Source organism: Kribbella monticola, assembly GCF_003261635.1.
In the GTDB taxonomy this organism is placed as follows: domain Bacteria; phylum Actinomycetota; class Actinomycetes; order Propionibacteriales; family Kribbellaceae; genus Kribbella; species Kribbella monticola.
The window spans coordinates 20,094-43,434 of record NZ_QFXK01000035.1 but is presented as its reverse complement, the minus strand read 5'-3'; the positions used below and the strand labels follow the sequence as shown (position 1 = coordinate 43,434).

Annotated in this window: 23 protein-coding genes; 7 read left to right on the top strand and 16 right to left on the bottom strand. The window is 67.7% G+C overall.

Going from position 1 to position 23,341, the window contains the following annotated elements; translation table 11 throughout:
• Positions 1 to 8: 8 nt before the first annotated feature.
• The 3 genes from DIZ26_RS26235 to DIZ26_RS26225 all read left to right on the top strand — a co-directional run bounded on the left by DIZ26_RS26235 (position 9) and on the right by DIZ26_RS26225 (position 2,599).
• Positions 9 to 812 carry a helix-turn-helix domain-containing protein gene (locus DIZ26_RS26235; protein WP_112246181.1) on the top strand — a complete coding sequence of 268 codons (804 nt, stop codon included), beginning with the start codon at positions 9 to 11 and terminating at the stop codon, positions 810 to 812.
• Between the two features lie 94 nt (positions 813 to 906).
• Positions 907 to 1,917: an LCP family protein gene (locus tag DIZ26_RS26230; protein WP_112246179.1), complete on the top strand. Its 1,011-nt coding sequence runs from the start codon at positions 907 to 909 to the stop codon at positions 1,915 to 1,917.
• 160 nt (positions 1,918 to 2,077) lie between these two features.
• Positions 2,078 to 2,599 carry a DUF1990 family protein gene (locus DIZ26_RS26225; RefSeq protein WP_112246177.1) on the top strand — a complete coding sequence of 174 codons (522 nt, stop codon included), beginning with the start codon at positions 2,078 to 2,080 and terminating at the stop codon, positions 2,597 to 2,599.
• 49 nt (positions 2,600 to 2,648) lie between these two features.
• Here DIZ26_RS26225 and DIZ26_RS26220 read toward each other — a convergent pair whose 3' ends face one another.
• The 10 genes from DIZ26_RS26220 to DIZ26_RS26175 form a co-directional block, all read right to left on the bottom strand.
• Positions 2,649 to 3,659 carry an N-acetylglucosamine kinase gene (locus tag DIZ26_RS26220; RefSeq protein WP_112247101.1) on the bottom strand — a complete coding sequence of 337 codons (1,011 nt, stop codon included), beginning with the start codon at positions 3,657 to 3,659 and terminating at the stop codon, positions 2,649 to 2,651.
• Between the two features lie 2 nt (positions 3,660 to 3,661).
• Entirely contained in the window at positions 3,662 to 4,915 is a 1,254-nt protein-coding gene (locus DIZ26_RS26215; protein WP_112246176.1) for a 6-phospho-beta-glucosidase, read from the bottom strand.
• Positions 4,912 to 5,820, bottom strand: a complete 909-nt coding sequence (locus DIZ26_RS26210) for a carbohydrate ABC transporter permease (protein ID WP_112246174.1) — start codon at positions 5,818 to 5,820, stop codon at positions 4,912 to 4,914. Before DIZ26_RS26210 ends, DIZ26_RS26215 begins: the two co-directional genes overlap by 4 nt.
• A gap of 12 nt (positions 5,821 to 5,832) precedes the next feature.
• Positions 5,833 to 6,810 carry a carbohydrate ABC transporter permease gene (locus DIZ26_RS26205; protein WP_112246172.1) on the bottom strand — a complete coding sequence of 326 codons (978 nt, stop codon included), beginning with the start codon at positions 6,808 to 6,810 and terminating at the stop codon, positions 5,833 to 5,835.
• Positions 6,810 to 8,138 carry an extracellular solute-binding protein gene (locus DIZ26_RS26200; protein ID WP_112246170.1) on the bottom strand — a complete coding sequence of 443 codons (1,329 nt, stop codon included), beginning with the start codon at positions 8,136 to 8,138 and terminating at the stop codon, positions 6,810 to 6,812. Before DIZ26_RS26200 ends, DIZ26_RS26205 begins: the two co-directional genes overlap by 1 nt.
• A gap of 95 nt (positions 8,139 to 8,233) precedes the next feature.
• The gene (locus DIZ26_RS26195) at positions 8,234 to 9,433 is read right to left on the bottom strand and encodes an ROK family transcriptional regulator (RefSeq protein WP_112246168.1); all 1,200 of its coding nucleotides are present in this window, start codon (positions 9,431 to 9,433) and stop codon (positions 8,234 to 8,236) included.
• A 288-nt stretch (positions 9,434 to 9,721) separates the two neighbouring features.
• Positions 9,722 to 10,399: a uracil-DNA glycosylase gene (locus DIZ26_RS26190; protein ID WP_112246166.1), complete on the bottom strand. Its 678-nt coding sequence runs from the start codon at positions 10,397 to 10,399 to the stop codon at positions 9,722 to 9,724.
• 1,382 nt (positions 10,400 to 11,781) lie between these two features.
• The gene (locus tag DIZ26_RS26185) at positions 11,782 to 13,215 is read right to left on the bottom strand and encodes an HNH endonuclease (protein WP_157979821.1); all 1,434 of its coding nucleotides are present in this window, start codon (positions 13,213 to 13,215) and stop codon (positions 11,782 to 11,784) included.
• A gap of 98 nt (positions 13,216 to 13,313) precedes the next feature.
• A complete protein-coding gene (locus DIZ26_RS26180) occupies positions 13,314 to 13,766 on the bottom strand; it encodes a DUF3592 domain-containing protein (protein ID WP_112246164.1) in 453 nt (150 codons plus the stop codon).
• 147 nt (positions 13,767 to 13,913) lie between these two features.
• Positions 13,914 to 14,792, bottom strand: a complete 879-nt coding sequence (locus DIZ26_RS26175) for a hypothetical protein (protein WP_157979820.1) — start codon at positions 14,790 to 14,792, stop codon at positions 13,914 to 13,916.
• A gap of 173 nt (positions 14,793 to 14,965) precedes the next feature.
• Here DIZ26_RS26175 and DIZ26_RS26165 point away from each other — a divergent pair, with 173 nt between their 5' ends.
• Positions 14,966 to 15,436, top strand: a complete 471-nt coding sequence (locus DIZ26_RS26165; protein ID WP_232828608.1) for a hypothetical protein — start codon at positions 14,966 to 14,968, stop codon at positions 15,434 to 15,436.
• Positions 15,437 to 15,679: 243 nt separating this feature from the next.
• On the opposite strand, the gene DIZ26_RS26160 is transcribed toward DIZ26_RS26165, so the two are convergent.
• Positions 15,680 to 16,561: a mechanosensitive ion channel family protein gene (locus tag DIZ26_RS26160; RefSeq protein ID WP_112246156.1), complete on the bottom strand. Its 882-nt coding sequence runs from the start codon at positions 16,559 to 16,561 to the stop codon at positions 15,680 to 15,682.
• 237 nt (positions 16,562 to 16,798) lie between these two features.
• On the opposite strand from DIZ26_RS26160, the gene DIZ26_RS26155 reads away from it, so the two are divergent.
• Positions 16,799 to 17,254, top strand: a complete 456-nt coding sequence (locus DIZ26_RS26155; protein ID WP_112246154.1) for a GNAT family N-acetyltransferase — start codon at positions 16,799 to 16,801, stop codon at positions 17,252 to 17,254.
• Here DIZ26_RS26155 and DIZ26_RS26150 read toward each other — a convergent pair.
• The 3 genes from DIZ26_RS26150 to DIZ26_RS26140 are packed head-to-tail and all read right to left on the bottom strand — an operon-like array spanning position 17,251 to position 20,608.
• Complete coding sequence (locus tag DIZ26_RS26150; RefSeq protein ID WP_112246152.1) at positions 17,251 to 18,150, bottom strand: neutral zinc metallopeptidase; 900 nt, start codon at positions 18,148 to 18,150, stop codon at positions 17,251 to 17,253. The two genes, DIZ26_RS26155 and DIZ26_RS26150, sit on opposite strands and share 4 nt — an antisense overlap.
• Positions 18,147 to 19,424, bottom strand: a complete 1,278-nt coding sequence (locus DIZ26_RS26145) for a neutral zinc metallopeptidase (protein ID WP_112246150.1) — start codon at positions 19,422 to 19,424, stop codon at positions 18,147 to 18,149. The genes DIZ26_RS26150 and DIZ26_RS26145 overlap by 4 nt, the downstream gene beginning before the upstream one ends.
• 23 nt (positions 19,425 to 19,447) lie before the next feature.
• On the bottom strand, positions 19,448 to 20,608 hold the full coding sequence (locus tag DIZ26_RS26140; protein WP_112246148.1) for a neutral zinc metallopeptidase: 1,161 nt from the start codon (positions 20,606 to 20,608) through the stop codon (positions 19,448 to 19,450).
• Between the two features lie 196 nt (positions 20,609 to 20,804).
• On the opposite strand from DIZ26_RS26140, the gene DIZ26_RS26135 reads away from it, so the two are divergent.
• Together DIZ26_RS26135 and DIZ26_RS26130 are read left to right on the top strand one after the other, a co-directional pair.
• Positions 20,805 to 21,572, top strand: coding sequence for an SDR family NAD(P)-dependent oxidoreductase (locus DIZ26_RS26135; RefSeq protein ID WP_112246146.1), 768 nt, complete (start codon positions 20,805 to 20,807; stop codon positions 21,570 to 21,572).
• A gap of 13 nt (positions 21,573 to 21,585) precedes the next feature.
• Positions 21,586 to 21,984 carry a PPOX class F420-dependent oxidoreductase gene (locus tag DIZ26_RS26130; protein WP_112246144.1) on the top strand — a complete coding sequence of 133 codons (399 nt, stop codon included), beginning with the start codon at positions 21,586 to 21,588 and terminating at the stop codon, positions 21,982 to 21,984.
• Between the two features lie 5 nt (positions 21,985 to 21,989).
• Here the strand turns inward: DIZ26_RS26130 and DIZ26_RS26125 are convergent, their stop codons facing one another.
• Together DIZ26_RS26125 and DIZ26_RS26120 are read right to left on the bottom strand one after the other, a co-directional pair.
• Entirely contained in the window at positions 21,990 to 22,781 is a 792-nt protein-coding gene (locus DIZ26_RS26125) for a class I SAM-dependent methyltransferase (protein WP_112246142.1), read from the bottom strand.
• 46 nt (positions 22,782 to 22,827) lie between these two features.
• Entirely contained in the window at positions 22,828 to 23,268 is a 441-nt protein-coding gene (locus tag DIZ26_RS26120; protein WP_232828607.1) for a GNAT family N-acetyltransferase, read from the bottom strand.
• Positions 23,269 to 23,341 lie beyond the last annotated feature (73 nt).

Below are 23,341 nucleotides of genomic sequence, written 5' to 3'. Positions count from 1 at the left end.
TTGTCACCATGACCGACTGGTCGATCTACTTCACGCCCAACGAAATCCAGCGCCGACTTGGACTCTTCTGCCTCGGAGCGGGCGAGCAGCGAACCACGGCATCCAACGAACGCGCACTCGGCTGCCACGCCGTCGTCCTGCTCCGCTACGGCACCGGCCACCTCCTCCACGGCCCCGACCACACGCTCCACGAAGTCACTGCCCCCGCGCTCCTCTGGCTCTTCCCGGGCGTGCTGCACGGCTACCGCCCCGCCACCCAGTGGGATCAGGCGTGGGCCCTCTTCGGCGGCCCCGCGACCGACGCGCTGACCGCCCTCGGCCAACTCGACCAAACCCGCCCGGTACGCCGGTACGCCGACCCGCGGCCGGTCGAGCGCGCCTTCACCCGGCTGCTCGGCATCGCTCGCGCGCCCACCCCCGAAGTACGGGCTGTCGGCGCTCTCTTCGACCTCATCGCCACGGCTGCCGCTGACGACGAGCAGGACGGTGTCGCTGAGCAGTTGGGTCGACTCGCGCTCCAGCCCGCGACCATGAACGCCTACGCCGCCGAACTCGGGTTGTCCTTGGCCGAGCTCAGGGAAGCCGTTCGGCGGGCGACGGGATCGACCCCGCAGGAAGTCGTGCTGACGGCCCGGCTGAACGAGGCGAAGACCTTGCTGGCGGAGTCGGAGCTTCCGGTGGCGGTGATCGGGCGGCAGGTCGGGTACGACGATCCGGCGTACTTCAGCAGGCTGTTCAGCGCCCGTGTCGGACAGTCACCTCGCGAGTTCCGGCGCTTTGGTTCGGTCGGGGGACGGAAATCCTCCTTTTGACCGAGGCCGGGTGGGTTCGCGGTCTGAAAGTATCGGGGCGGAACCCTCCGTCGGGGTGACGCGGTGAGTCGCGGGTTCCCGATACGGTCGGGGTATGAGTCAACCGCAGCCCATCGACCCGCGCTACGTCAGCAGACAGCCCGTCCGCAAGAAGCGCCGCTTCGGGGTCGGCCGACTGATCGGTCTGATCGTCCTGCTGTTCGTGCTGATGCTGATCGCCGTCCCGTTGTACGCGTGGGGCCGGATCGACAAGGTGGACGCCTTCCCAGCGGGCAAGCGGCCGGCCGAGACGCCCGGTACGACGTACCTGATGGTCGGCTCCGACAGCCGCGAAGGGCTCAGCGCCGCCGACAAGAAGAAGCTCGGCACCGGCAGCGCACTCGGTCAGCGGACCGACACGATCATGGTGCTGCACGTGCCCGAGTCCGGGCCGCCGGTGCTGATCAGCATCCCGCGGGACAGCTACGTCCCGATCCCCGGGCACGGGAAGAACAAGATCAACGCGGCGTACTCGTACGGCCAGGCCAAACTCCTGGTGCAGACGATCGAAGGCGTGACCGGGCTGCACATCGACCACTACGTCGAGATCGGTTTCGGCGGCTTCGCCTCGATCATCGACAGCGTCGGCGGCGTGAAGATGTGCTTGCCCAAGGCAATGAAAGACCAGAAGGCGCACATCAACCTGCCGAAGGGCTGCCAGCAACTCGACGGCACCAAGGCGCTCGGTTACGTCCGGGCCCGGTACTCCGATCCGCTGGGCGACCTCGGCCGGGTGGCGCGGCAGCGCGAGATGATCGGCGCCGTGGCGGACAAGGCGATCGGACCGGGCACGTTCCTCAACCCGATCCGCTACTTCAAGGTCGGTACGTCGAGTGCCGACGCGCTCACCATCGACAAGGACATGGGGCCGCTCGACCTGTTCAAGTTCGCCCGCGCGATGAAGGCGGTCGCCGGCGGGGGTGACGGCATCACGCTGACCGTCCCGATCTCCGACACCAACCTCAGCACCCCGAACGGCTCCGCCGTGAAGTGGGACACCGCCAAAGCCAAAGCCCTCTTCCAAGCCCTCAAAGAAGACAAGACCACAGGCCTCAAAAGCAGCTGAGGCTGGATTCCCGGCCTCGAAAGCAGCTGAGGCGGGATTCCCGGCCTCGAAAGCAGCTGGTGCTCGGCCGGGAACGCGGTGGCGGTGCCGGCCTCAAGCAGCTGAGGCTGGTTGAGTTCGCCTTCAGTGGGTTACTGGGCGGGAGGTTGGAGGGAAGCGGATGAAGCTGGCTGATCTTGGTGGGTTGAGGTTCAACTACGACGTGGTCGGGTCGACCAGGCAGGATGCGACGCCGGTCGGCTATCACCGGCTGGAGCACAGGGAGCCGATCGGGCGCGGTGACGAGGTGTTCCGGCGGGCTGGCGACGCGTTGATGAGCTGGAAGATGCACAGCGCCGCCGGCGTACGGATCATGGCCACCGACAGCCCCGCAGTGATCGGCACGAACTCACTCGGCCGCGTCGGCGTCGGCTCGCTCGGGCTCCCCGTCCCCTGCCGCGTGGTGTGGACGGTCGACGAACCGGACCGCATCGGCTTCGCCTACGGCACCCTGAGCGGCCATCCCGAGGCAGGCGAGGAGTCGTTCCTTGTCATTCGCGAGGGCGACGAGGTGTTCTTCAGGCTCCTCGCCTACAGCCGCCCAGCGACCTGGTACACCCGTCTCGGCGGACCAGCAGGCCGCCGGGTCCAGGCGTTCGTCGCCCACCGCTACGCCACCACCCTCAGACGCCTGGCCCGCTAGCCCGGATGGTCCGGCCCGGCACAGCGTCAGGACCGGACCACCGGACTGCTCAGGCTGCCGGTGGTGGAGCGAAGGCAGCGCGGAGTTGAGCATGCGCGGTCGGAGCCGCCTTCGTCCGGTCCAGCCCCAGGAGAGCAGCACCGACAACCGGCGGTACGTCGACCACGTGCGGCACCGCCTTCGGTGCGGCGGCCGACAGCAGCCGCACCACGGTCTCCATGAGCATCGGGTGCCCAGCAGTCAGTACGCCGCCGCCCAGCACCACATCGATCTGCTCGTCCAGTACGTCGAGACGCCGCATCGCTACGACAGCCATCGCGACGATCTCCTCCGCCTGGAACCGAACCACGTCCGCCGCCACGGCATCGCCGCCGGCCGCGACCTGGAACAGCACCGGAGCCGCTTCCAAGCGTCGAGCCACGGGGATGTCTCCCAGGTGCAGCGCCTCGATCAACGCGGTCACCGACTCGACGCCGTAGTGCGCGGGAAGTGCCGTGGTCAGTGCCGTCGCAGGTCCTCGACCGTCTTCGGCTCGCGCCGCTGCCCAGAAGGCCTCGTCGGCCAGCTGCTGGCCGCCACCCCAGTCGCCTGAGATCTTCCCGACCGCCGCGAACCGCGCAGTACGGCCGTCTGGTAGCAGTCCGGCGCAGTTGATACCGGCGCCGCAGACAACCGCGACGCCACGCGGCTCGTCGACACCCGCGCGGAGTAAGGCGAAGGTGTCGTTGGTGACGTACACGGACTCGGCCCAGCCGACGTACTCGAAGGCCGCGGCGAGGCGTTCCTCTTCGATCGGCAGGTCCGCGTTCGCCATACAGGCCGCGATCTGCTGCACCAGCGGCCTGTCGCCGAGAACGAACCCGGCTTCTCGTGCCGCCGCCGCGACCAAGGGGGCGAGCCCTTGGACCGCAGCCATCGCGCCGACGAGGTGCGGCTCGAAACCACCACCACGCGCGGTACCGAGCACGTGGCCGTCCGCGGACACCAGGGCCACGTCGGTCTTGCTGTTGCCGGCGTCGAAGGCGAGCACACCTCCAGGCACCAGCGCGTCGCCGGCCATCGTCACGCCCACGGAAGGTACTCGCGGTTGTGCGCGAGCAGCTTGTCGGTCAGAGCGTTCGCGTACTCGATCTGCCCGATCAGTGGATGCGCCAGCAGTGCGTTGAACACCCTCTCCGCACCACCCTTCAGCGCCGCCTCCAGAGCAAGAGTCTCGTACGCCGTGACGTTCGCGACCAGACCCGCGTACAGCGGTTCGAGCGGCGCGATCGGCAGCGGCGTCGTACCGGCAGCTCCGACCGTCGCCGGCACCTCGATCACCGCGTCGTCCGGCAGGAACGGCAACGCCCCGTTGTTCAAGGTGTTGACGACCTGGACGTCACCGGTGTCGTTCAGCAGCGACGACGCGAGCGCGACCGCGGCCTCCGAGTAGTAGGCGCCACCGCGCTGCTCGAGCAACGCCGGCTTCTCGTCGAGCGTCGGATCGGCGTACAGGTCCAGCAGTTCCTTCTCGATCTTCGCCACCTCGGCAGCGCGCGACGGCTTCTCCAGCAGCTCGCGGACCACCTCGTCGTGCGCGTAGAAGTACCGCAGGTAGTACGACGGGACTACGCCGAGCTGCAGCAACAACTCGGCCGGCAGGTGCAGGTCGTCGGCCAGCTCAGCGGCGTGATTCGCCAGCAGCTTCGGCAGCACGTTCTCGCCGTTGACCGTGACACCGCGCTCCCAGGTGAGGTGATTCAGTCCGACGTGGTCTAGCGCCACCTCGTCCGGCGCGACGCCGAGGAACTTGGCGAACCGGCGCTGGAACCCGATCGCGACGTTACAGAGCCCGACCGCCTTGTGCCCCTGCGACAACAGCGCGCGGGTGACGATCCCGACCGGGTTGGTGAAGTCGATGATCCACGCGTCAGGATTCGTCTGCCGGACCCGCTCCGCGATGTCGAGTACAACGGGGACCGTACGCAGCGCCTTCGCGAGGCCACCTGCGCCGGTCGTCTCCTGGCCGACGCAACCACATTCGAGCGGCCAGGTCTCGTCCTGGTTGCGGGCCGCCTGCCCGCCGACCCGCAGTTGGAGCAGGACCGCGTCCGCGCCCTCGATCCCCTCGTCCAGGTCGGACGTGGTGACGACGCGACCCGGATGACCTTGTTTCGCGAAGATCCGCTGGGCCAGTCCGCCGACCAGTTCGAGCCGGTCGGCCGCCGGATCGACCAGCACCAGCTCGGAGACCGGCAGCGAATCGCGCAGCCGGGCGAAGCCGTCGATGAGTTCAGGTGTGTAGGTGGATCCGCCGCCTACGACTGTGAGTTTCAACCTTTGACCCCTGTGAGTGTGACGCCTTCGATGAAGGCCTTTTGGGCGAAGAAGAACAAGATGATCACCGGCGCCATCACCAGCAGGGTCGCTGCCATGGTGAGGTTCCAGTTCGTGTGGTGGGCGCCCTTGAAGCTTTCCAGGCCGTAGCTGAGTGTCCAGGCGGCCGGATTCTCACTGGCGTAGATCTGCGGTCCGAAGTAGTCGTTCCAACAATAGAAGAACTGGAACAACGCCACCGCCGCAATAGCCGGCTTCGCCATCGGCAGGATGACCCGCACCAGCGCCCGGAAATCGCTGCAGCCGTCCACCTTCGCGGCGTCGACGTACTCCTTCGGAATGGTCAGCAGGAACTGCCGGAGCAGAAAGATCGAGAACGCGTCCGTGAACGCCATCGGGATGATCAGCGGCCACAACGTCCCGGAGAGATGCAACTGTTTGGCCCAGAACAGGTACATCGGCACGATGACGACCTGGGGCGGCAGCATCATCGTGGAGATCACCAGCAGCATCGCGAAGTTGCGGCCGCGGAACTTGAACCGGGCCAGCGCATAGGCGACCGGGATGCTGGAAAGCAGAGTCAGCGCGGTGCCCAAGCCGGCGTACAGGAGGGTGTTCTTCCACCAGGTCAGGAAGCCTGGCGTCTCCCACACCGTGCGCAGGTTCTCCCAGTGCCAGCTGTCCGGCCACAGGTTGCGGGTCAGCGCCTGCTGGTCGCTCATCAGCGCGGTCAGAAAGACGAACACGAACGGCAGCACGAAGAACAACGCCGCCGCGACCGCCACCGCGTGCACCGCGACCCAGTTCAAGAACCTCGTACGCCGGACCGCGCGACCCGCCGCGGTCAGGCCGGGCGCTGTCGCGGGCGGCACGTCCAGCTCGCGATCGATCAACAAGTTGCTCATAGCTCCCAGTCCCTAGTCGTCCGTGGCCAGGAAGCCACTGCCGCGGCGCATCAGGAACGCCGTGAACACCATCGCCAGTCCGAACAGCACCAGCGCGATCACACAGGCACCACCGGTGTCGAACCGCTGGAAACCCAAGTGGTAAACGAGTTGCGGCAGGGTCAGCGTCGACTTCTCCGGATACCCGGGCTCGAATTGTTGCCCTGAGCCACCGATCACCCCGCTCGCGACCTTCCCGGCGACGAGTGGCTGGGTGTAGTACTGCATGGTCTGGATCACGCCGGTGATCACGGCGAACAACACGATCGGCTGGATGTTCGGCATCGTGACGAACTTGAACCGCTGCCACCAGCCGGCGCCGTCGAGCGAGGCCGCCTCGTACTGCTCCAGCGGTACGTCGAGCAGCGACGCCATGAAGATCACCATCAGGTCGCCGATTCCCCACAGAGCAAGGAGAGTCAGCGCCGGCTTCGACCAGTGCGGGTCGTTGAACCAGCCCGGCTGCGGCAGCCCGAGCGAGCCGAGAATGTTGTTCACCGGCCCGGTCCCCGGGTTGAGCAGGAACGCGAACGCCATCGTCGCGGCCACCGGCGGCGCGAGGTACGGCAGGTAGAAGGCGGTCCGGAAGAACCCGGCGCCGGTCTTCACCTTGGTGATCAGCAGGCCGATGCCCAGACCGAACAGGACCCGCAGCGTCACCATGACGATGACCAGCCACAAGGTGTTGCGCAATGCGGGCCAGAAGAACGGGTAGTCGGTGAAGACGTAGGTCCAGTTCTTCAGCCCGACCCAGGTCGGCGCCGTGAACCCGTCGTACTTCATGAAGCTGAAGTAGACGGTCGAGACGAGCGGATAGAGGAAGAAGACGCTGACCCCGATCAGCCACGGGGACAGGAAGGCGAGGTTGCGCAGCCGTTCCTGGCGGCGCTTCCTGCGCAGGCCCTCGCTGAGCGCGGGCCTGCGGGCGGGTGCGATCGTGGTGGCAGTCATCACTTGGCCTGCGCGATGTCCTTGTCGACCTGCGCGTCGGTCCGGGCCAGGCCGGCCGCGAGGTCGGTCTGCTTACCGGCCTCGAAGGCGTAGGCGAAGTCCTGCAGGGTCAGCTGGTAGGCGCCACCGTTCGGGCTGGCCGGCGTGGTGCTGCTCTTCGGGTGCTGGGCGATCTCGAGGAAGGTCTTGAAGTTCTCGTCCGCAGTCAGCTTCGGCGACTTCAGCGCGTCGAGGGTGGAGGGGACGTTGTGGATCGCGTTGGCGAAGCTGACCACGGCGTCGGTGTCGGTGGTCATGAACTTCACCAGCTCCCAGGCGGCGTTCTGCTTCTGGCTGGTGTTGGCGATCCCGATGATCGTGCCGGAAAGGTAGCCCTTGCCGTAGCTGTCGGCCTGGTCGTCCGGGACCGGGAACGGCGCGACCCCCATGGTGAACTTCACACCGGCTTCCTTGGCCATCCCGAGCCGCCACTCGCCGTCGATCGCCATCGCGACCTGGCCGGTGTGGAACGGGTTCTTGGCACCGAACTCGTCACCGAACGTCGCGCGGTACTTCTCCAGCTTGGCGAAGCCACCGAGTTCCTTGACCAGGTTGCTCTGCCACTTCAGCATGTTCGCGAACGCTGGGTCGGCGGCCAGGTTCGACTTGCCCTCGGCGGTGAAGTACGTCGGGTTCCACTGCGCCGCGAAATGCGTGGTGGTGGACTCGAAGCCGTGGAAGTTCGGCATGAACCCGAGCTGGGAGAAGCTGTCGCCCTTGGCCTTGGTCAGCTTCTTGGCCGCCGCGTCGAACTCCGACATCGTCTTCGGCGGGCTGGTGATCCCGGCCGCCTTGAACGCATCCTTGTTGTAGTACAGGCCGTACGCGTCGTTCAGCAGCGGCAGTGTGCAGCGCGTGCCCTGGAACTGGGTGTAGTCCTGCAGCGGCTTCGGGAAATTCTTGTCGAGATCGACACCGGACTTGTCCAGGAAGGGCTTCAGGTCCGCGAAGACGTGCGACGCGCAGAACGTGCCGACGTTGTCGGTGGTGAACGACGACACGACGTCGGGCGAGTTCGGGCCGCCCGCGCGCAACGCCTGCTTGATCTTGTCGTCGTTGATGTTGCCGACGACCTTCACCTTGATATTGGGGAACTTGGCCTCGAAAGCCTTCACATTGGCGTCGATGGCGGCCACCTCGCTCGGCGCGCTCCAGCCGTGCCAGAAGGTGATCGTGGTGTCCTTGGTCGCGTCGTCGCTGGCCGCCGGCGCGGTCGACGTACCGGTGCAGGCGGTACCGAGCAATGCGATCGCCGCGGCGGCGAGGACTGCTCTGTGAACTCGGGGCATTCCGTTTCTCCTGATCTGGCGTACATGAGGGTGTGCGGATCCACCGGCGCAGGGCGACTTCCCTGTCCGTGCAGTGGTTTCGGCTGGTGGTCTAGCTAGTCGCTACTGCCCCCGCTCGTGGTGCCGGCAGTGTCGAAGACTGCGTCGCGGGCGAAACTCAGGGCCGACTGCAACGCCCCGGCGAGGACAGGATCGGTCTGGATAGCGGTCATCAGCAGACGCGGCCGCGGTACGGCGAGTTCGGCGAGCTCCTCTTCGACCAGTCCGCGCAACCGCTCGCCGCCGGCCGTGATGACGCCACCGGAGAGCACGATGAGCTCGGGATCGACCACGGCGACGATGGCGGCCAGACCGACGGCGAGGCGATGCGCGAACTCGTTGAGTACGGCGTCGCCGGCGCCCGGAGTCTGCAGCGAGACGCCGATCGCGGCTTCCGGCGTACGGGCTCGGAGGCCGAGCGAGCGGGCCAGCTCGAGGACCGGTTCGCCACCAGCGAGTTCCTGAAATCCGCCGGCGTTGTTGCGGCCGACGTTGCGGACCAGCGGCGTACCGGGCAAAGGCAGGAAGGCGACCTCGCCCGCCCCACCGGTGGCGCCGCGGAGCAGGCGGCCGCCGATCACGATCGCGGCACCGATGCCCTCATCGCCCCAGAGCAGCACGAAGTTGTCGCTGTCGCGGGCATGGCCGACCTGGCGCTCGGCCACTGCTGCGAGGTTGACGTCGTTCTCGACTTCGAGCGGTACGGCGATGGCTTCGGCGAGCTCGTCGAGCAGGTGCGGCGCGTGCCAGCCGGGGAGGTGGGTGGCATAGCGGAGGCGGCCGGTCGTGGGGTCGAAACCACCGGGCGTGCCGATCGACACGCGCTTCAGGCGATCGCGGCCTATGCCCGCTTCACCGAGGGCGCCGTCGATCGTCTTCATGACGCGCTCCACGGTGCCGCTGGCGCTGCGTCCAGGCGTCGGCAACTCGAAGGTGCCGACGACCTTGCCGGTCAGATCAGCGACGGCTGCGCGGAACCTCGTCGGGGTGACGTCCAGGCCGGCGACGTACGCGATGTCACCGTTGATCTCGTAGAGCTGCGCATTCGGCCCGGGCCGACCGGCGCTCGTACCGCGAGCGCGAACCAGGCCCGCACTCTCCAGGCGTGCCAGCAACTGCGAGGCGGTCGGCTTCGACAGCCCACTGAGGTTGCCCAGCGTCGTCCGCGACAACGGCCCCTGCGTGAGCAACAGGTCGAGCGCGGCCCGATCATTCATCGCCCGCAAGAACCGAGGAGTCCCCGGGGTACCCGCCATCCCCTGCCCTCCTCGCCCTCGAACTGTTAGGAAACTTTCCTATTAACCCGAGACCGTACGGAGATATCCAGACCCTGTCAATCGATCGGTAAGTCACAATTGAGCGCGCCCCGGGGCAGCACGCCGAGCGCACCGCAACCAACGCGGTCTTCTGAACCAGCGCCGATTCACCTACCGGAACGGCGGGCGACCACCCAGCCAGCACCTGACCCAAGCAGGCGCTGACCAGCCGCCCACCGGGTAGCGCGCCCAACCAACGGTTGTGTTCTCACAACCTCGTCGGTTTGGTTACGGCAGGCGCCAGTCGACTGGGGTGCCGCCTTGTTCGATCAGGAGGGCGTTGACTCGGCTGAACGGGCGGGAGCCGAAGAACCCGCGATCGGCCGACATCGGACTCGGGTGCGCGCTCTCGACGTACGGCGTACTGCCGAGCATCGGCTTCAGCGTCTGCGCGTCCCGCCCCCACAGGATCGCCACCAGCGGCCCGCCACGCTTCACCAACGCGTGAATCGCCTGCTCTGTAACGGCTTCCCAGCCCTTACCCCGATGCGAACCGGACTTCCCCGGCTGCACTGTCAGCACTCTGTTCAGCATCAGCACGCCCTGCTCGGCCCACGGCGTCAGATCCCCGTTGGACGGCGCCGGTACGCCGACGTCGGCCATCAGCTCTTTGTAGATGTTCGCCAGACTCCGCGGAATCGGCCGCACATCAGGCGCTACCGAAAAACTCAACCCAACCGGATGCCCCGGCGTCGGATAGGGATCCTGGCCGACCACGAGCACCTTCACCTCGTCCAACGGCTGCTTGAACGCCCGCAACACGTTCTCCCCCGCCGGCAGATACGGCCGCCCCGCGGCGATCTCCGCCCGCAGGAACTCCCCCATCCGCGCGACCACCCCCTCAACCGGCGCCAACGCCTCAGCCCAGTCCGCCGCCACCAGTTCACCCAACGCCAAAGGACTCACCCACCAACCTTCCCATCTACCAAGCCCCGGAGGCCAACCCCCTCTCCGCGACACGTAAGGGGCGGACCGCCAGCCCATCAGTACCGGCCCAACAAGCACCACCACCCCGCCTCCCAAGCGCACCGACCACCAACGCAGCCCACCACTGATGGCCTGGCCGTCCACCCCACCCAAGACACCCGACCACCCACCGCCCCACCCCGCGGACCCACCGACCCACCAAGCCATCGAGTCGCCGTCACTTCAGGTCCGCAGGACGAGGCCACCAAAGCACGCCACCACCGGCGGCCCAGCTGCTGCGCGCGAGCATCGCCGCCATGGGAACAACCCCGCCCCCGCCAACACCGCCCCCCAGGCAACAGCTCCGGTTGCCAGCATCGCCGCCACCGGCGGGCCAGCCTGCTTTGCGCGCGAGCATCACCGCCACGGGAAACAACTCCACCCGCCAACACCGCCGCCAGGCAACCGCTCAGCCCGCCAGCACCGCCGCCACCGGCGGGCCAGCCTGCTGTGCGCGCGAGCATCACCGCCACGGGAACAACTCCACGCCCGCCAACACCGCCGCCACGCAACAGCTCCGGTTGCCAGCATCGCCGCCACCGGCAGGCCAGCCTGCTTCGCGCGCAAGCATCACCGCCACGCGAACAACTCCGCTCCCGCCAACACCGCCGCCAGGCAACCGCTCAGCCCGCCAGCACCGCCAGCACCGCCAGCACCGCCAGCACCGCCAGCACGAGAACACCCTCCACCCTCCACCCGCCAGCCTCCGACTCGCCGAGCGCCAGCTACTCAGCTCCGCAGGACGGCAGCACGGCAGGACGAGCCGACCGAAATAGTCCTCGCCAGAGGGCCCTTGTCCGCCAGCGATGCCGCCAGTGGAAGCGCCAAGCTCGCCGGCCGCCGATGGACGCACCTGGGCGCACTTGGGTCCGTCTCGCGGCGGCGCGGTGCGGGCCCAGGTGGGCGCGCTTGGGTCCGTCTCGCCGCGGCGGGAGGGAAATGCTGGTGGGCGCACTTGGGCCCGTCTCGCGGCGGCGCGGTGCGGGCCCAGGTGGGCGCGCTTGGGTCCGTCTCGCGGCGGCGGGAGGGGCGCAGGTGGGCGCGCTTGGGCCCGTCTCGCGGCGGCGCGGTGCGGGCCCAGGTGGGCGCGCTTGGGTCCGTCTCGCCGCGGCGGGAGGGAAATGCTGGTGGGCGCGCTTGGGTCCGTCTCGCGGCGGCGGGAGGGGCGCAGGTGGGCGCGCTTGGGTCCGTCTCGCGGCGGCGGGAGGCGGGCGTCGGCGGCGAGGACCGGGATGTCGAGGTCGCAGTCGCTCGACGCGCGGTGCCGGGGCGGGCGGAGGATGCTGGTGGCGCGATTGGGGCTCCTGGGTGGAGCCGGGTGGTTAGCCGGTGTCGAGGTTGGCTGAGGCCCACGGGTTGAAGTCGGGGGTGGTGTCTGCGGTGAAGGGTGGTGGGTCTTCTACCAGCGGGAAGGCGCGGACCGGGCACAGGGCGGTGCCGCCGTCGGGGGCTGTGAACTCCTCGCCAACGGCTATGGCCTCTCGGATGAGGACAGCGGGGCTTCTTCGGGGTGGGTCGGTCCAATGGGGGCGGGTGACTTGGACTTTGCCGTTGGTGATGGTGACGGTGAAGCGGCCCGCATGGACTGCGAGGTGGTGGGCGCTGCACAGCAACGCGAGGTTTTCGAGGCTGGTGGTGCCGCCGTCGGCCCAGTGGACGATGTGGTGGGCGTGGCAGTAGCGGGGCGCCGCGCCGCAGACAACACATCCTTTGTCGCGGCGGTTGAGTGCGTGGCGGAGAGCCTTCGTGACAAATCGGTGTTCGCGGCCGACGTCGAGGGGCTCGGACTCCGAGCCGAGAACGACCGGGATGATCCCGGCATCGCAGGCCAGTCGGCGTACAGCGGAGGCGGCCAAGCCGTCCCCGAATTGGAGCTCGCCGGTTGCATTGCGCGCTCCGCCAACAAGGTCCGCATAGTCGATGGTGACGGTGACGTGCGGTTTGACACCGCCTCGGCCGGGAAGGTCGCCGGTGTCGGCTGCTGCGGTCAGAATCTGCGCAAGGGCATCGGCCTGCCGCTTCTCGCGCGATCGGGGATCGAGTTGCCCGTCGACCTTGTGGGGCTTGGCGGCGGCTTCGACGAGGGTGCGGAAGAGCTCGGCATTGTCATTGGCCAGGAAGCCGGAGAACTTGACGCCCCGATCGGCGTTGGTCAGGCGCAGCGCCTCGCGCCGGGCGGCCGCTTCTTCGGCCGGCTCAGGTCCGTCGGTGTCCAGAACATCGCGAACCTGCCGGCCGAACTTCGTCAGCTCCCCAGGCCGCAGATGCCGAGCGGCCTCGACCAACTGCCGTTCGGCAACCAGCAGCTCTTCCACCGTAACGTTGGCGGTAGGGACCGCCTCGAGCGCAGACACGATCGCCTCGGCCTGCCCGACGTGCAACAGCACCGGCAGCAGCTCCTCGCCTGTTTCGTCGGCCCCTTGCTCAGCGGCATCCGCGTACTGCACCATCGCGTCATCGCCAGGCGGAGCAAACGGATCGGGCAGCGCGGCGCTGACGGCCGGGTACTTCGACAAGGCGGCAGCCAGATTCAGATCCCGTTGAACTTGGGGCTGATTGAGCCGGTACCGCGCGGACACGAACCGGACGGTGCTTTCACCACTGATCTCCTTGGTCCGGCCGGTCTCCTCCAAACGGGCCAGTACGCCGAGTCGATAGGTCTCCAGGCGCGCGAACTCGGCATGCAACGCGTCGAGAGCAGCGACCGCATCATCGCCACTCATCGCCCACGGAGGCCGAAGCACCTGGAGTTCCATACCCCAAACCCTAGCCCCACCCACCGACAATTTCTGATCCCAGAACCCCTTATCCACAAGGGATTCCGGCCGCACACAGCCTCGCGAAGCAGCACACCTCAGAACGGCTGGAGGAAATCTGTTTCCTCCAGCTGCTCTTCACGGAAGAACACAAATCCAGCGAGGAGCAGGAACGCGATCGCTCCACCTGTCGCCAGCCCTACCCAGCTGTAGTCGGTGCCGTAGAGCTGCAGACGCCCTGACGGCTTCGCCGGGTCGTAGAGCACCGGGAACCGGTCGCCGACCTCGGCTGACTGATAGCGCGTCGTCACACCACGCACTCGATTACCGGACGAGGTGACGAACTCGAGTGTGATCCCAGTGTGGTCCCAGCCGGCATGGTCTCCGACGACTGTCGCGCTCGCCGTCTCACCGCGATGCCTCAGCAGATAGGTCTCGCGTGCCTCGTACGCCGCGTAGGTACCCGCGAGCACTGCGAGCGTCAAACACACCACGCCGGCCCACTGGAACCGGAACCGCCACTTGAAGCGGCGGACGGCCACCTTCCTCATCCAGCCATTGTGAATCCGCCCAGGGTCTCCGCGGCATCAAAGTCTTGTTCTGTTGGCGTGTTGCTCGGCTGGTGGCACGAGTTCGGCTGGTAGAAATTGCACTGGCCTCGCAAGGTATGAGCTTGCGAGGCCTTTGTGTGCGCGGAATCAGGTGGTGGCGCAGACGGCGTAGGCGGTGAGGGACCAAGCGGCTGTGGTGCCGTCCTGGTCTTCGAAGGCTTCGGCTCGGACTGAGGTGAGGTCTTCCGACGGGACTACGTCGTCGAGGAGGACCTGGCCTTTGGCGTTGGTGAGTTCGTGGCCGGTGCCGACGACCTTCTTGCCTGCGGGGCAGGTGGCGGTCACGGATTTGTCGGTGGCCGAGTCGGTGGGCGATGTCGCGGCCACTCGCTCGAGACCGGGCAGGGCGTCGCCGCAGCGGGCGCTGGCGATCGCGCTCCAGTCGTCGGCGCGGCCGGCCTGCGACTCGAAGACGTCGACGGTCACCTTGGTCAGGTCGGCGCTCGGGATCGCGTCGTCCAGCACCAGCCGGCCGCCGTCCGACGTACTGGCTGCTGCGCCCGTCGTGAAGGTTCCGGCCGGGCAGCTGACCGTGACCGCCTTCTCCGCGGCGGAGTTCGATGCGCTGAAGGCGTTCACCGAGTCGCGGTGCCCAGCACCCGAGCAGATCGCATACGCCGTGACGGACCACGCATTCGCAGTACCGTCGGCGTCTTCGTCGGCACTGACGCTGCCCCATTCGCGCTCGATGTCCGTGTACGTCGACAGGCCGGCCTGGCCGCGCCCGCCGGACACCTCGCCGCCAACTCCGGTGATCGATTCACCTGGGGCGCATTCGGCGGTCACCCGCGCAGTGGCCGGCGAGCCGACAGCGGAGGCGGCGGCAACCCGGTGCAGACCCGGTACTGCGGTCGTCGCTGCCTGCGCGCTAGCGGTTGTCGCTGCCTGCGCGCTGAGGACGGTGGACGGGGCGAGCGCGGCGGCGAGCAGGGCCGCGCCGAACGTGGTGGCTGCGAGCGAAGTCATGGCGACTACCGTCGTCGACGATTCCGGTCTGGACCAGCCCTTCGAAACCGGTCGAAATCGTCGCTTGACTGCTATGTAATCATGATTACATGAATACACAGCATGAGGGTGAGCGAGTGAGGGGTTGGCTGACCGGCCGGCTTCCCTCGGCCTGGTTCGAGGGTGAACCAGAGGTGAGTATCGACCGCGACGAGATCCTCGTGGTCGGCACGATCCCGGCTCCGCAGCAGGACGGCGAGGTCAGCGCGGCCGCGCGGTCCGCCGCCGAGGAGGGCCGGATCAAGCAGTTCCGGGAGGACACCCGGGAGAAGCGGATCGAGATCGCCCGCGAACTCGAGCACGCGACCCGCAAGAAGGTCGCCTGGGGCGTCCAGGCCGGCGGCACCCGCACGGTCTTCACGTCGCTGTCCGCGCCGGTGATGACGCGACTGCGGCAGCCGGAGCGGCAGGTGCTGGACACGCTCGTGGACGCCGGCGTCGCGCGCTCCCGCAGCGACGCTCTCGGCTGGTGCGTGAAGCTGGTCGCGCAGCACAGCGAGAGCTGGCTGGCCGAACTCCGCGACGCGATGGCCAAGGTCGAGGACGTCCGCCGCGCCGGCCCCGACTCGACCGCCACGCAGGACCCGGATACAACCGAAAGCTAACCGACCGCACAGCAGCGGCCTGGCCCGCAGCACCCGGCGACACCGCAGTGGCCAACGATTCGAGTCCAGGCAGCAGCACAGCGGCCGACGGTTCGTAGTACAGGCAGCGGCCGGCGGTTCGTAGTACAGGCTCATGGTCTGTACTACGAACCGCTCGGTGAGGCGGGCTCGGTCCGATCCGACCGAGCCCGCCGGTCTCCTCAGGCCGGCGAGTGGGAGGTGGCCCCTTCCGGCCCGAGGGGTCTACCGGTTCTCGCCGCCGGTCCAGTTGCCGTTCGAACCGCTGGTGCCGTTCGACCAGCTACCGGTCTGCTGCGAACCGTGCGCTGCCGGGTACGGCGCTTCCGCGGTCCCCTGACCGTTCGAGTAATCAGCGTCGTAGCCGCCCTGTCGCTGGTTCGGGTCGTAGCCGCCGTGGTTGGGGACATAGCCCTGGTCCGCGGTGCCGTTCGCCGGAGCAGCCGCCTTCATCGCCGAACCACGCTCGAACAGCGTCTGCAGTGCCTGGCCGGCCAGCTCGCGGCCCCCGAGGCCGAAAGCGAGTCCGAGCGCCAGGGCCGCACCACCGAGCACGATCAGCAGCGTGTTGCCGGTCAGCTGGACCGCGATGCCGAGCTGCGTGAGCGCCGCGAAGGCCGCGTACACGAGAATCGCGTACCGCCCGACCTTGGCGAGCGTCTCGTTCCCGGTCGCCCCGCGGATGATCGCGGCCAGGAAGTTCGCGAACAGCGCCGCCAGGCAGACGATCACGATCGCGGCGAAGATGCGCGGGATGTAGCCGAGCATGTCGCTCATGAAGTTCGAGATCTCCGGTACGCCGAGCGCGGAGGCGAACATCGTGAAGCTGATCAGGAACACGAACCAGAACACGACCTTGCCCAGCATCGCCGACGCGGTCAGCCCGGTGCCGGACCGCTGCAGGACGCCGGACACACCGGCGCGTTCCATCCATTGGTCGAACCCGACCTTGCCGAGCAGTTTCCCGACCAGCTTGCCGAGCACCTTGGCGACGATGTAGCCGACGACCAGGATGACGAGGCCGCCGAGCAGGTTCGGGATGAACCCGAGAAGCTTGCTGAAGGCATCTTCGAACGGTTGCGTGAAGTCGATTGCCAGTGCGGACATCGGCCTTCCTCTCCGGATTGGCCCGCACCCGCCCCGCACGCATGCATCCGCGCGACTCCGGCTACGGGCGGATTGCAGTGGTGTCTGAGTCACCCGTGCCCGCACGAACCGCCCGCAAACCTCATTCAGTAACGCAATGTGATTGCTTAAGGCAAGAACAGTGACGACCAGCCGGTACTGCGGCGCAAGCGCACCCGGCCGCACCGAGACTTCGAGGCACCTTGAGATGATGACCGGATGACCGATGTCGTGATCCGCCGCGCCACCCTCGACGACGTCCCCGCGATCATCGGGATGCTCGCCGACGATCCCCTCGGAGCGACCAGGGAGACGCCCGGCGACCTCACGCCATACCAGCGGGCCTTCGAGGCCATCGACGGCGATCCGAACCAGCTGCTGGTCGTTGCCGATCGCAACAAGGAGGTGATCGGCACCCTCCAGTTGACGATCATCCCGGGGCTGTCCCGCCAGGGCGCGACCCGGGCGCTGGTCGAAGCGGTCCGGGTCGCCGCGTCAGCGCGCGGTACAGGCCTAGGCACCACCTTGATGGAGTGGTCGATCGAGGAAGCCCGCGGCCGCGGCTGCGCGATGATCCAGCTCACCTCGGACAAGACCCGCACCGACGCGCACCGCTTCTACATCGACCGCCTCGGTTTCACCAATAGCCACGAGGGTTTCAAACTCGCGCTCTAGGAGACGTACTCCGCCGACGCTTTCCAGGTATTGCAGGACGCCGGGCTCGCGGAGTCGAAGGCGGAGCTGGTCCAGTACTGGTTGTTCTCCTCGGATCCGTGGTCTCGCGCGCCGCCTGACTCGTCACCGGTGGACATGTCGTCCTGCAGTCCCTCGAGGCGCTCACCGACAAGCTGCAGAGATTGCTTGTCGGCCCCTAGGAAGGCGGCGCCGAAGCAACTCGCCTGCAGTTCTGTCCGCCTGCTCTCCTCCAGCTGCGCGTCACCGGACGCCCGCTCGTACCGGTCGTCAGCGAAGGCCCCGATCCCGACGAGTTCCTGGACATGGTGGCCGTACTCGTGCGCCATCACGTCCATCAGCGCTGTCTGCGCGTAAGGCTGCTCGTCGCGGCGCTTCGTGACGTACTCCGGCCAGTCGAGATAGATCTTGTGGTTCTCCGGGCAGTAGAAGGCGACCGCGCCGTCGTCCGCCGGCCCGCACGGAGACGACGTCTTGTCCTTGTAGGCGGCGAAATCCGGCGGGTAGAAGGAGAAGTCCGCGCGGGTCAGCAGCTGCTTCCAGCTCCGGTTGAGGCAGCCCACCATCACCCGCGCGTACGCGATCACCACCGCACTCGAACGCAACCGGTCGCTTGGCGGCCGGCAGCCGCTCTTCGGCATCCTGCCTGCTTTGTAGAGCGCGTTGTCCATCAGAGCAGCCTCGTTGTCCAGCCACTCGGTGCTGGCGTCAGCGGTCGGCGCCGAAGGCTTCGTACTACGTGGTGCCTGGCTGACCTGCACCGAAGCCGCCACCGAAGCCGGATTCGCGGCGGGAGCCGGATCGCCTTGCAGGGCGATCCCGGCTCCGGCGGCGAGCAGCACCAGTACGCCGAGCAGGTAGGCCGGTCGAAGCGTCATGACACCCGGGCAGCCGCGGCCGTGTAGGTGTTGCAGGACGCAGGGTTGGCGGTGCTGAAGGCGGGACCGGCCCACGGCCACTGATTCTTGCGGGCGCCGTGGTCGCGGAGCTTCTTCGGGTTGTACTCGTCGCCGCTGTGCTGGATCGCGGACCGCCAGGCGTCCAGCTTCGCGCCGGAGAAGCCGAGGGACTCCTTGTTAGCGCCCAGGAACGCGGCACCGAGACAGGTCGCCTGCAGTTCGAGGCGCCGGCTCTCCTCCAGCTTCGCGGCCTGTGTCTTGGCCCAGCCCTCGCGCGACTGCGAGGAGATGGAGATGTTGGTGAGGTACTGCACGTGGTGCCCGTACTCGTGGACGAGCGTGTTCATCATCCAGGTCCGCGCGCCGAGCGGATTCCGCCGGTACGTCTTGAGGTCCTCCTGCCAGTCCATGTTGATCGTCTCGTCGGCAGGGCAGTAGTAGGCGCTGGTCGTCTCGCCCGTACAGGTGGAGGAGGTCTGCTTGCTCAGCAGCGTCAGCCGCGGCGCGCGGAACGGGTACCCCGCCTTCCGGACCAGCGGTGCCCACGCGTTGTTCAAGCAGGGCAGCAGCGCCTGGTAGTAGCGCAAGATCGCCGACTGGCCGGTCAACTTGATGGCCGGCTCGGTGCACCTGACCGACGGCACCTTGCCGACCGTATAGAGCTTGTTCTGCTTGACCCGTACGTCGTCCGGCACCGGCTTGACCGTGACAGTCACCGTCGCCTGGGGCGGGGCCGGCAGCGGCTCCTGCGATTCATGCACCGATGGCTTGGCCAGTGGGCTCTGCACGGACCCGTCGTAGGAGTTGGCCAGCTTGAGGCTCGTGATGCCACCGCCCACCAGCAGCGCCAGCAGCAGCACGCCGAGACCTGCGATCGCAGGCTTCGACATCCGGCGCGGCGGCTTCACCTCGGTATGGCCGGCGGCGAACTGCGAAGCGGCGCGCGTCGAAGGCGAGTGCCACCCGGTCCGGCGTGCGCCACCAGGCTGGCGACCGCCCTGCAGCGGCGCGACGGGTGCCCCCGGCAACGGCGCCGGCGGCGGCCCGCCGTACTCCGTGCCGCTGTACTCCGTCCGCGGCGGCAACGCCTTCTTCAGCGACGGGTCCACCTCGCTCTGGATGGGCCGGGCCTTCCCCAGGCTCAGCGGCGGCCGGCCGATCGGCTGCGAAGGGCCGGTCCCGGCCTCGCCCGAGGCATCACCCGTGCCGCCGGGCAGGAAGTGCCCGGGCCCGGGCGCAGAGTCGTCCGCCATCTGTCTTCCCCAGTCCTCGGTCGTCAGCCGACCTTGTCCGCAGCTGCCACGAAAGTGTTGCAGGAGCCAGGGTCCGCGGTGCTGAAGCCACGAGTCCGCCACAGTTCGGCGCTCTTGCGGGACCCATGGTCTCGCACCTTGTCCTCGCTCTGCTCATCGCCGTCGTTCCTGGACCGCCACTGCCATTGCTTCAGCAGTTCGCCCTGGATCGGGAAGGTCGCCTTCTCGGCGCCGAAAAACGCCCCGGCCAGACAAGTCGCCTGCAGGGCCTGGCGCCGCTGATGTTCCAGCCGGGCACCATCGGTGGGCGCCGTGTCGCTCAGGTTGTCCGAAGCATCGAAGATCCCGGTCAGTTTCTGGACGTGCACGGCGTACACGTAGCCGAGGGCGTCCGGCTCGTCGATCCGGGCCAGCGCCTTGTTCTTCTCGTACGACTCGACCAGGTCCTGCCAGGGCATCGTCACGGCACCGCCCTCCGCGTCGCAGTACGACGCGACGAGCTTCTGTACGCCGCACGCCGTCTCCTCGCCCTCGTCGAAGATGATCAGCCGCGGCTCGTGGAACGTGAAGCCGGCCTTCTCGACGACCGGCTTCCAGGACTGGTTGAGGCACTTGAGCAGCACTTCGTAGTACGACCGGACGTTCTCCTTCGAGGTCGGCCGGAACGCGGGCTCCTTGCAGCGCACGGAGGCGAGCCTGCCGTTCGCGTAGAGCTTGTTCTCCTTCTCCACCACGGGATCCGGCGTCGGTGTGCCGGTCGGCTCCGACTTGCTCGGTGTGCCACCGGGCAGCGACGGGGTGGTACCGATCGGGTTCGCCACGAAATCGTCGTACTTCGACAGCAGCTTCGTCGCGCCGGCCACGCCCGCCCCCGCGACCAGTACGACGCCGGCCACGATCGCGGCGACCAGCACCTTCGACCGCTTTTTCTCCACGAACGGGATCGGCTCGGGCTGGTAGCGCGCCTTGAACGCCCCGGCGGCCGGGTCCCCGGGCGGCGGCGGGCCGAGCCGCGATCCACTCAACTGAGGTGGGCCGGCCGGAGTCGATCCACCGAGCCGCGGCGTCGGCGCCGTCAGCGGCGTACTGTCCCCCGGTACGACCGGCTTGCGGACGCCGGAGCTGTCCGCTCCCGCCCCTCCCGGCAGGAAATGGCCAGGCTTCGGCGCGTCGTTGTCCGGCATCTTCGGGCTCCCCCAGTGTCCTCGTACCGGTGCTGGGCGCAGCAGCGGTGACAGGACGCGCCGTATCCCCCCAGCCGACCTGCCGGAAGATGGTATGGCGCGGAACCGCCGGTGATGAACTGAATTGCAGCTATTGACATCGTTTCGCGACCTCGCGTCAGCTGATCACCTGCGTTTCGTAGCCACCGGGGGTCTGATGAGTGTTCTGGACAGCTTCGCTCTAGCCGGGCGGCGAGTGCTCGTCACCGGCGGGAATCGCGGGCTCGGCCGTGCCTTCGCACTGGCCCTGGCCGAAGCCGGTGCCGACGTCGCGATCGCGGCTCGCGACGCCGAACGCAATGCGGCCGTGGTGGCCGAGATCGAGGCCGTCGGCCGGCGCGGCCTCGCAGTACAGGCCGACATCACGGTCCGCGCGGACGTGACCGCGATGGTCGAGCAGGTCACCGCGGCCTTCGGCGGAATCGACGTCCTGGTGAACAATGCCGGCATCGCGATCCACCGGCCTGCGCTGGAGGTTGCCGACGAGGAATGGCAACAGGTCCTGGATCTCAACCTGACCGCCTTGTGGAACTGCAGTACCGCGGTCGCACGCGGCATGATCGACAACGGTGGCGGGGTGATCGTCAACGTGGGCAGCATGTCCGCGCAGATCGTCAACCGGCCGCAGTGGCAGGCGTCGTACAACGCCTCCAAGGCAGCCGTCCACCACCTGACCAGAAGCCTCGCCGCCGAATGGGCCGTCCACAACATCCGCGTCAACGCGATCGCCCCCGGCTACGTGAAGACAGAAATGGCACCGGTCGACCAGCCCCAATTCCGCCAGAACTGGATCCTCGACGCCCCACTCCAGCGCTACGCCACCCCCGAGGAGATCGCCCCGTCCGTCGTCTACCTGGCCAGCAACGCCTCCGCCTTCATGACCGGCTCCATCCTCCTCATCGACGGCGGCTACAGCGTCTACTGACTACCCTCTCCGAATGACCATGAGCGAAGCGGCGCGTGAGCTGATCGACGGGGCCAACACAGCAGTCCTCGCCACCATCGACCCGGACGGCACTCCGCAGACATCGGTGGTGTGGGTGGGCCGCGACGGCGACGACGTGCTGATCTCGACGACGGCCGGCCTGCGCAAGGTGGCCAACCTGCAGGAGAATCCGCAGGCAAGCCTGCTGATACTCGACGCCGCCGACTCAAGTCACTACGTCGAAATCCGCGGCACCGCCACCATCACCGACGACCCCGACCGCCAACTCGCCGTACAGATCTCCGAGAAATACCAAGGCCCCGGCGCAGGCGCGGAGTACCTCGCCCTCCCACCCGAAGTAGTCCGCGTCGCCATCCGAATCACCCCAACCAAAGTACGAGTCCGCACCTGAGCCGATCAAACGCGCCCGAAGGCGAGGAAATGGAAACTGGCGGACATCATCCGCGGGTCGCGCTCCACCACGCGCGCCAACCGAACAGCGGAAGGTAGCAGCCGGCCGGCATCTTCCAAAGCTGCATTGTGGAGGACCGGAGCGGCCGGTCCTTCCACACCCAGTACTTCGATGTCGCGCAACCCAGCGCTCTCGAATTCGCCGCACAGCTCGTCGACGTGGTGGAAATGCGCGTTGGTGAATCCTTCCGGGTCGTCGTGATTGCGCCCGGTCGCGAACGCATTGGTGAAGAGCCGCAGATTGTCGTCGGTGAGCCCGCCATTACAGCCGTACTCGAGCAGGCCGGCATACCGACTGATGCCTGCAGCAACTATCAGACCGCCGGGACGGGTAGCCCGACCCGCCTCGCGCAATGCCTGCACCCGATCGTCCAACTCGACCAGGTGATACAGCGGACCCAACAGGAGCGTCACACCAACACTGTCGCTGGCCTGAGACAACCTTCGCGCGTCACCGACGGAAGCGCTGAACCCACCCACCGCAGCCGCCTTCTCGACGTGCTCCACCACCGGATCCACCAGGTGCACCGAATACCCGTCAGCGGCGAGCCATTTCGCGTGCACACCTGTCGCTCCGCCGACATCGAGAACGGTGGCCGGCGGCACCGGAAGGTAGCGGCGCAACAACTCCTGCGTCCGCACGAACTCCAACTGCCCGTGCCCACTCCGGACCAGCCGATCGTCCTCGCGATACCGGTCCCAATAGAACCCACGAATCAACGGATCAAGCTCAACCATCCCCCGATGATCCCGCCTCGAAATCCCGTGCGCACCTGCATTGTTCTCAGGTATGGAGGGTCAGTTCGAAGTCGGTTTCGCCGTGTTCGTTGGGGCCGGATTCGGTGAAGGCGGCGGCGCGGAGGACGGCTAGGGACGCGAGGTTGGTGGGGTCGACCGCGGCGTGGATGAAGCGGGCGCCGTGGTCGGCGGCGAGACGGACGACGTGCTCCACCGTGGCGCGGCCCAGGCCGGTACCGCGGCGGGCGGGGCAGACGTAGTACGAGACTTCCGCTTCCGCGTCGAAGATCTCGAGGTCGATGAAACCGATCGGTCCGATGTCGTCGAGGGTGATCCAGCCCCACCGGCCCGGCGCGGACAGCAGCGGAGCCCAGCGCTCGACCGCGCGCCCGTAGAAGCCCCCGAAGACGGCACTTCCCACAGGATCGGCGGCCAGCCACTCCTCCACCAGCCGCAGTCCCTCGTCGTCGATCGCCCGCACCCGCATCCCCAAACCCTGACCCGCCCTGTCGACCCTGGCAAGGGGCGGCCCGGTCGGGCTGTGGCGTGATGGGGGATGC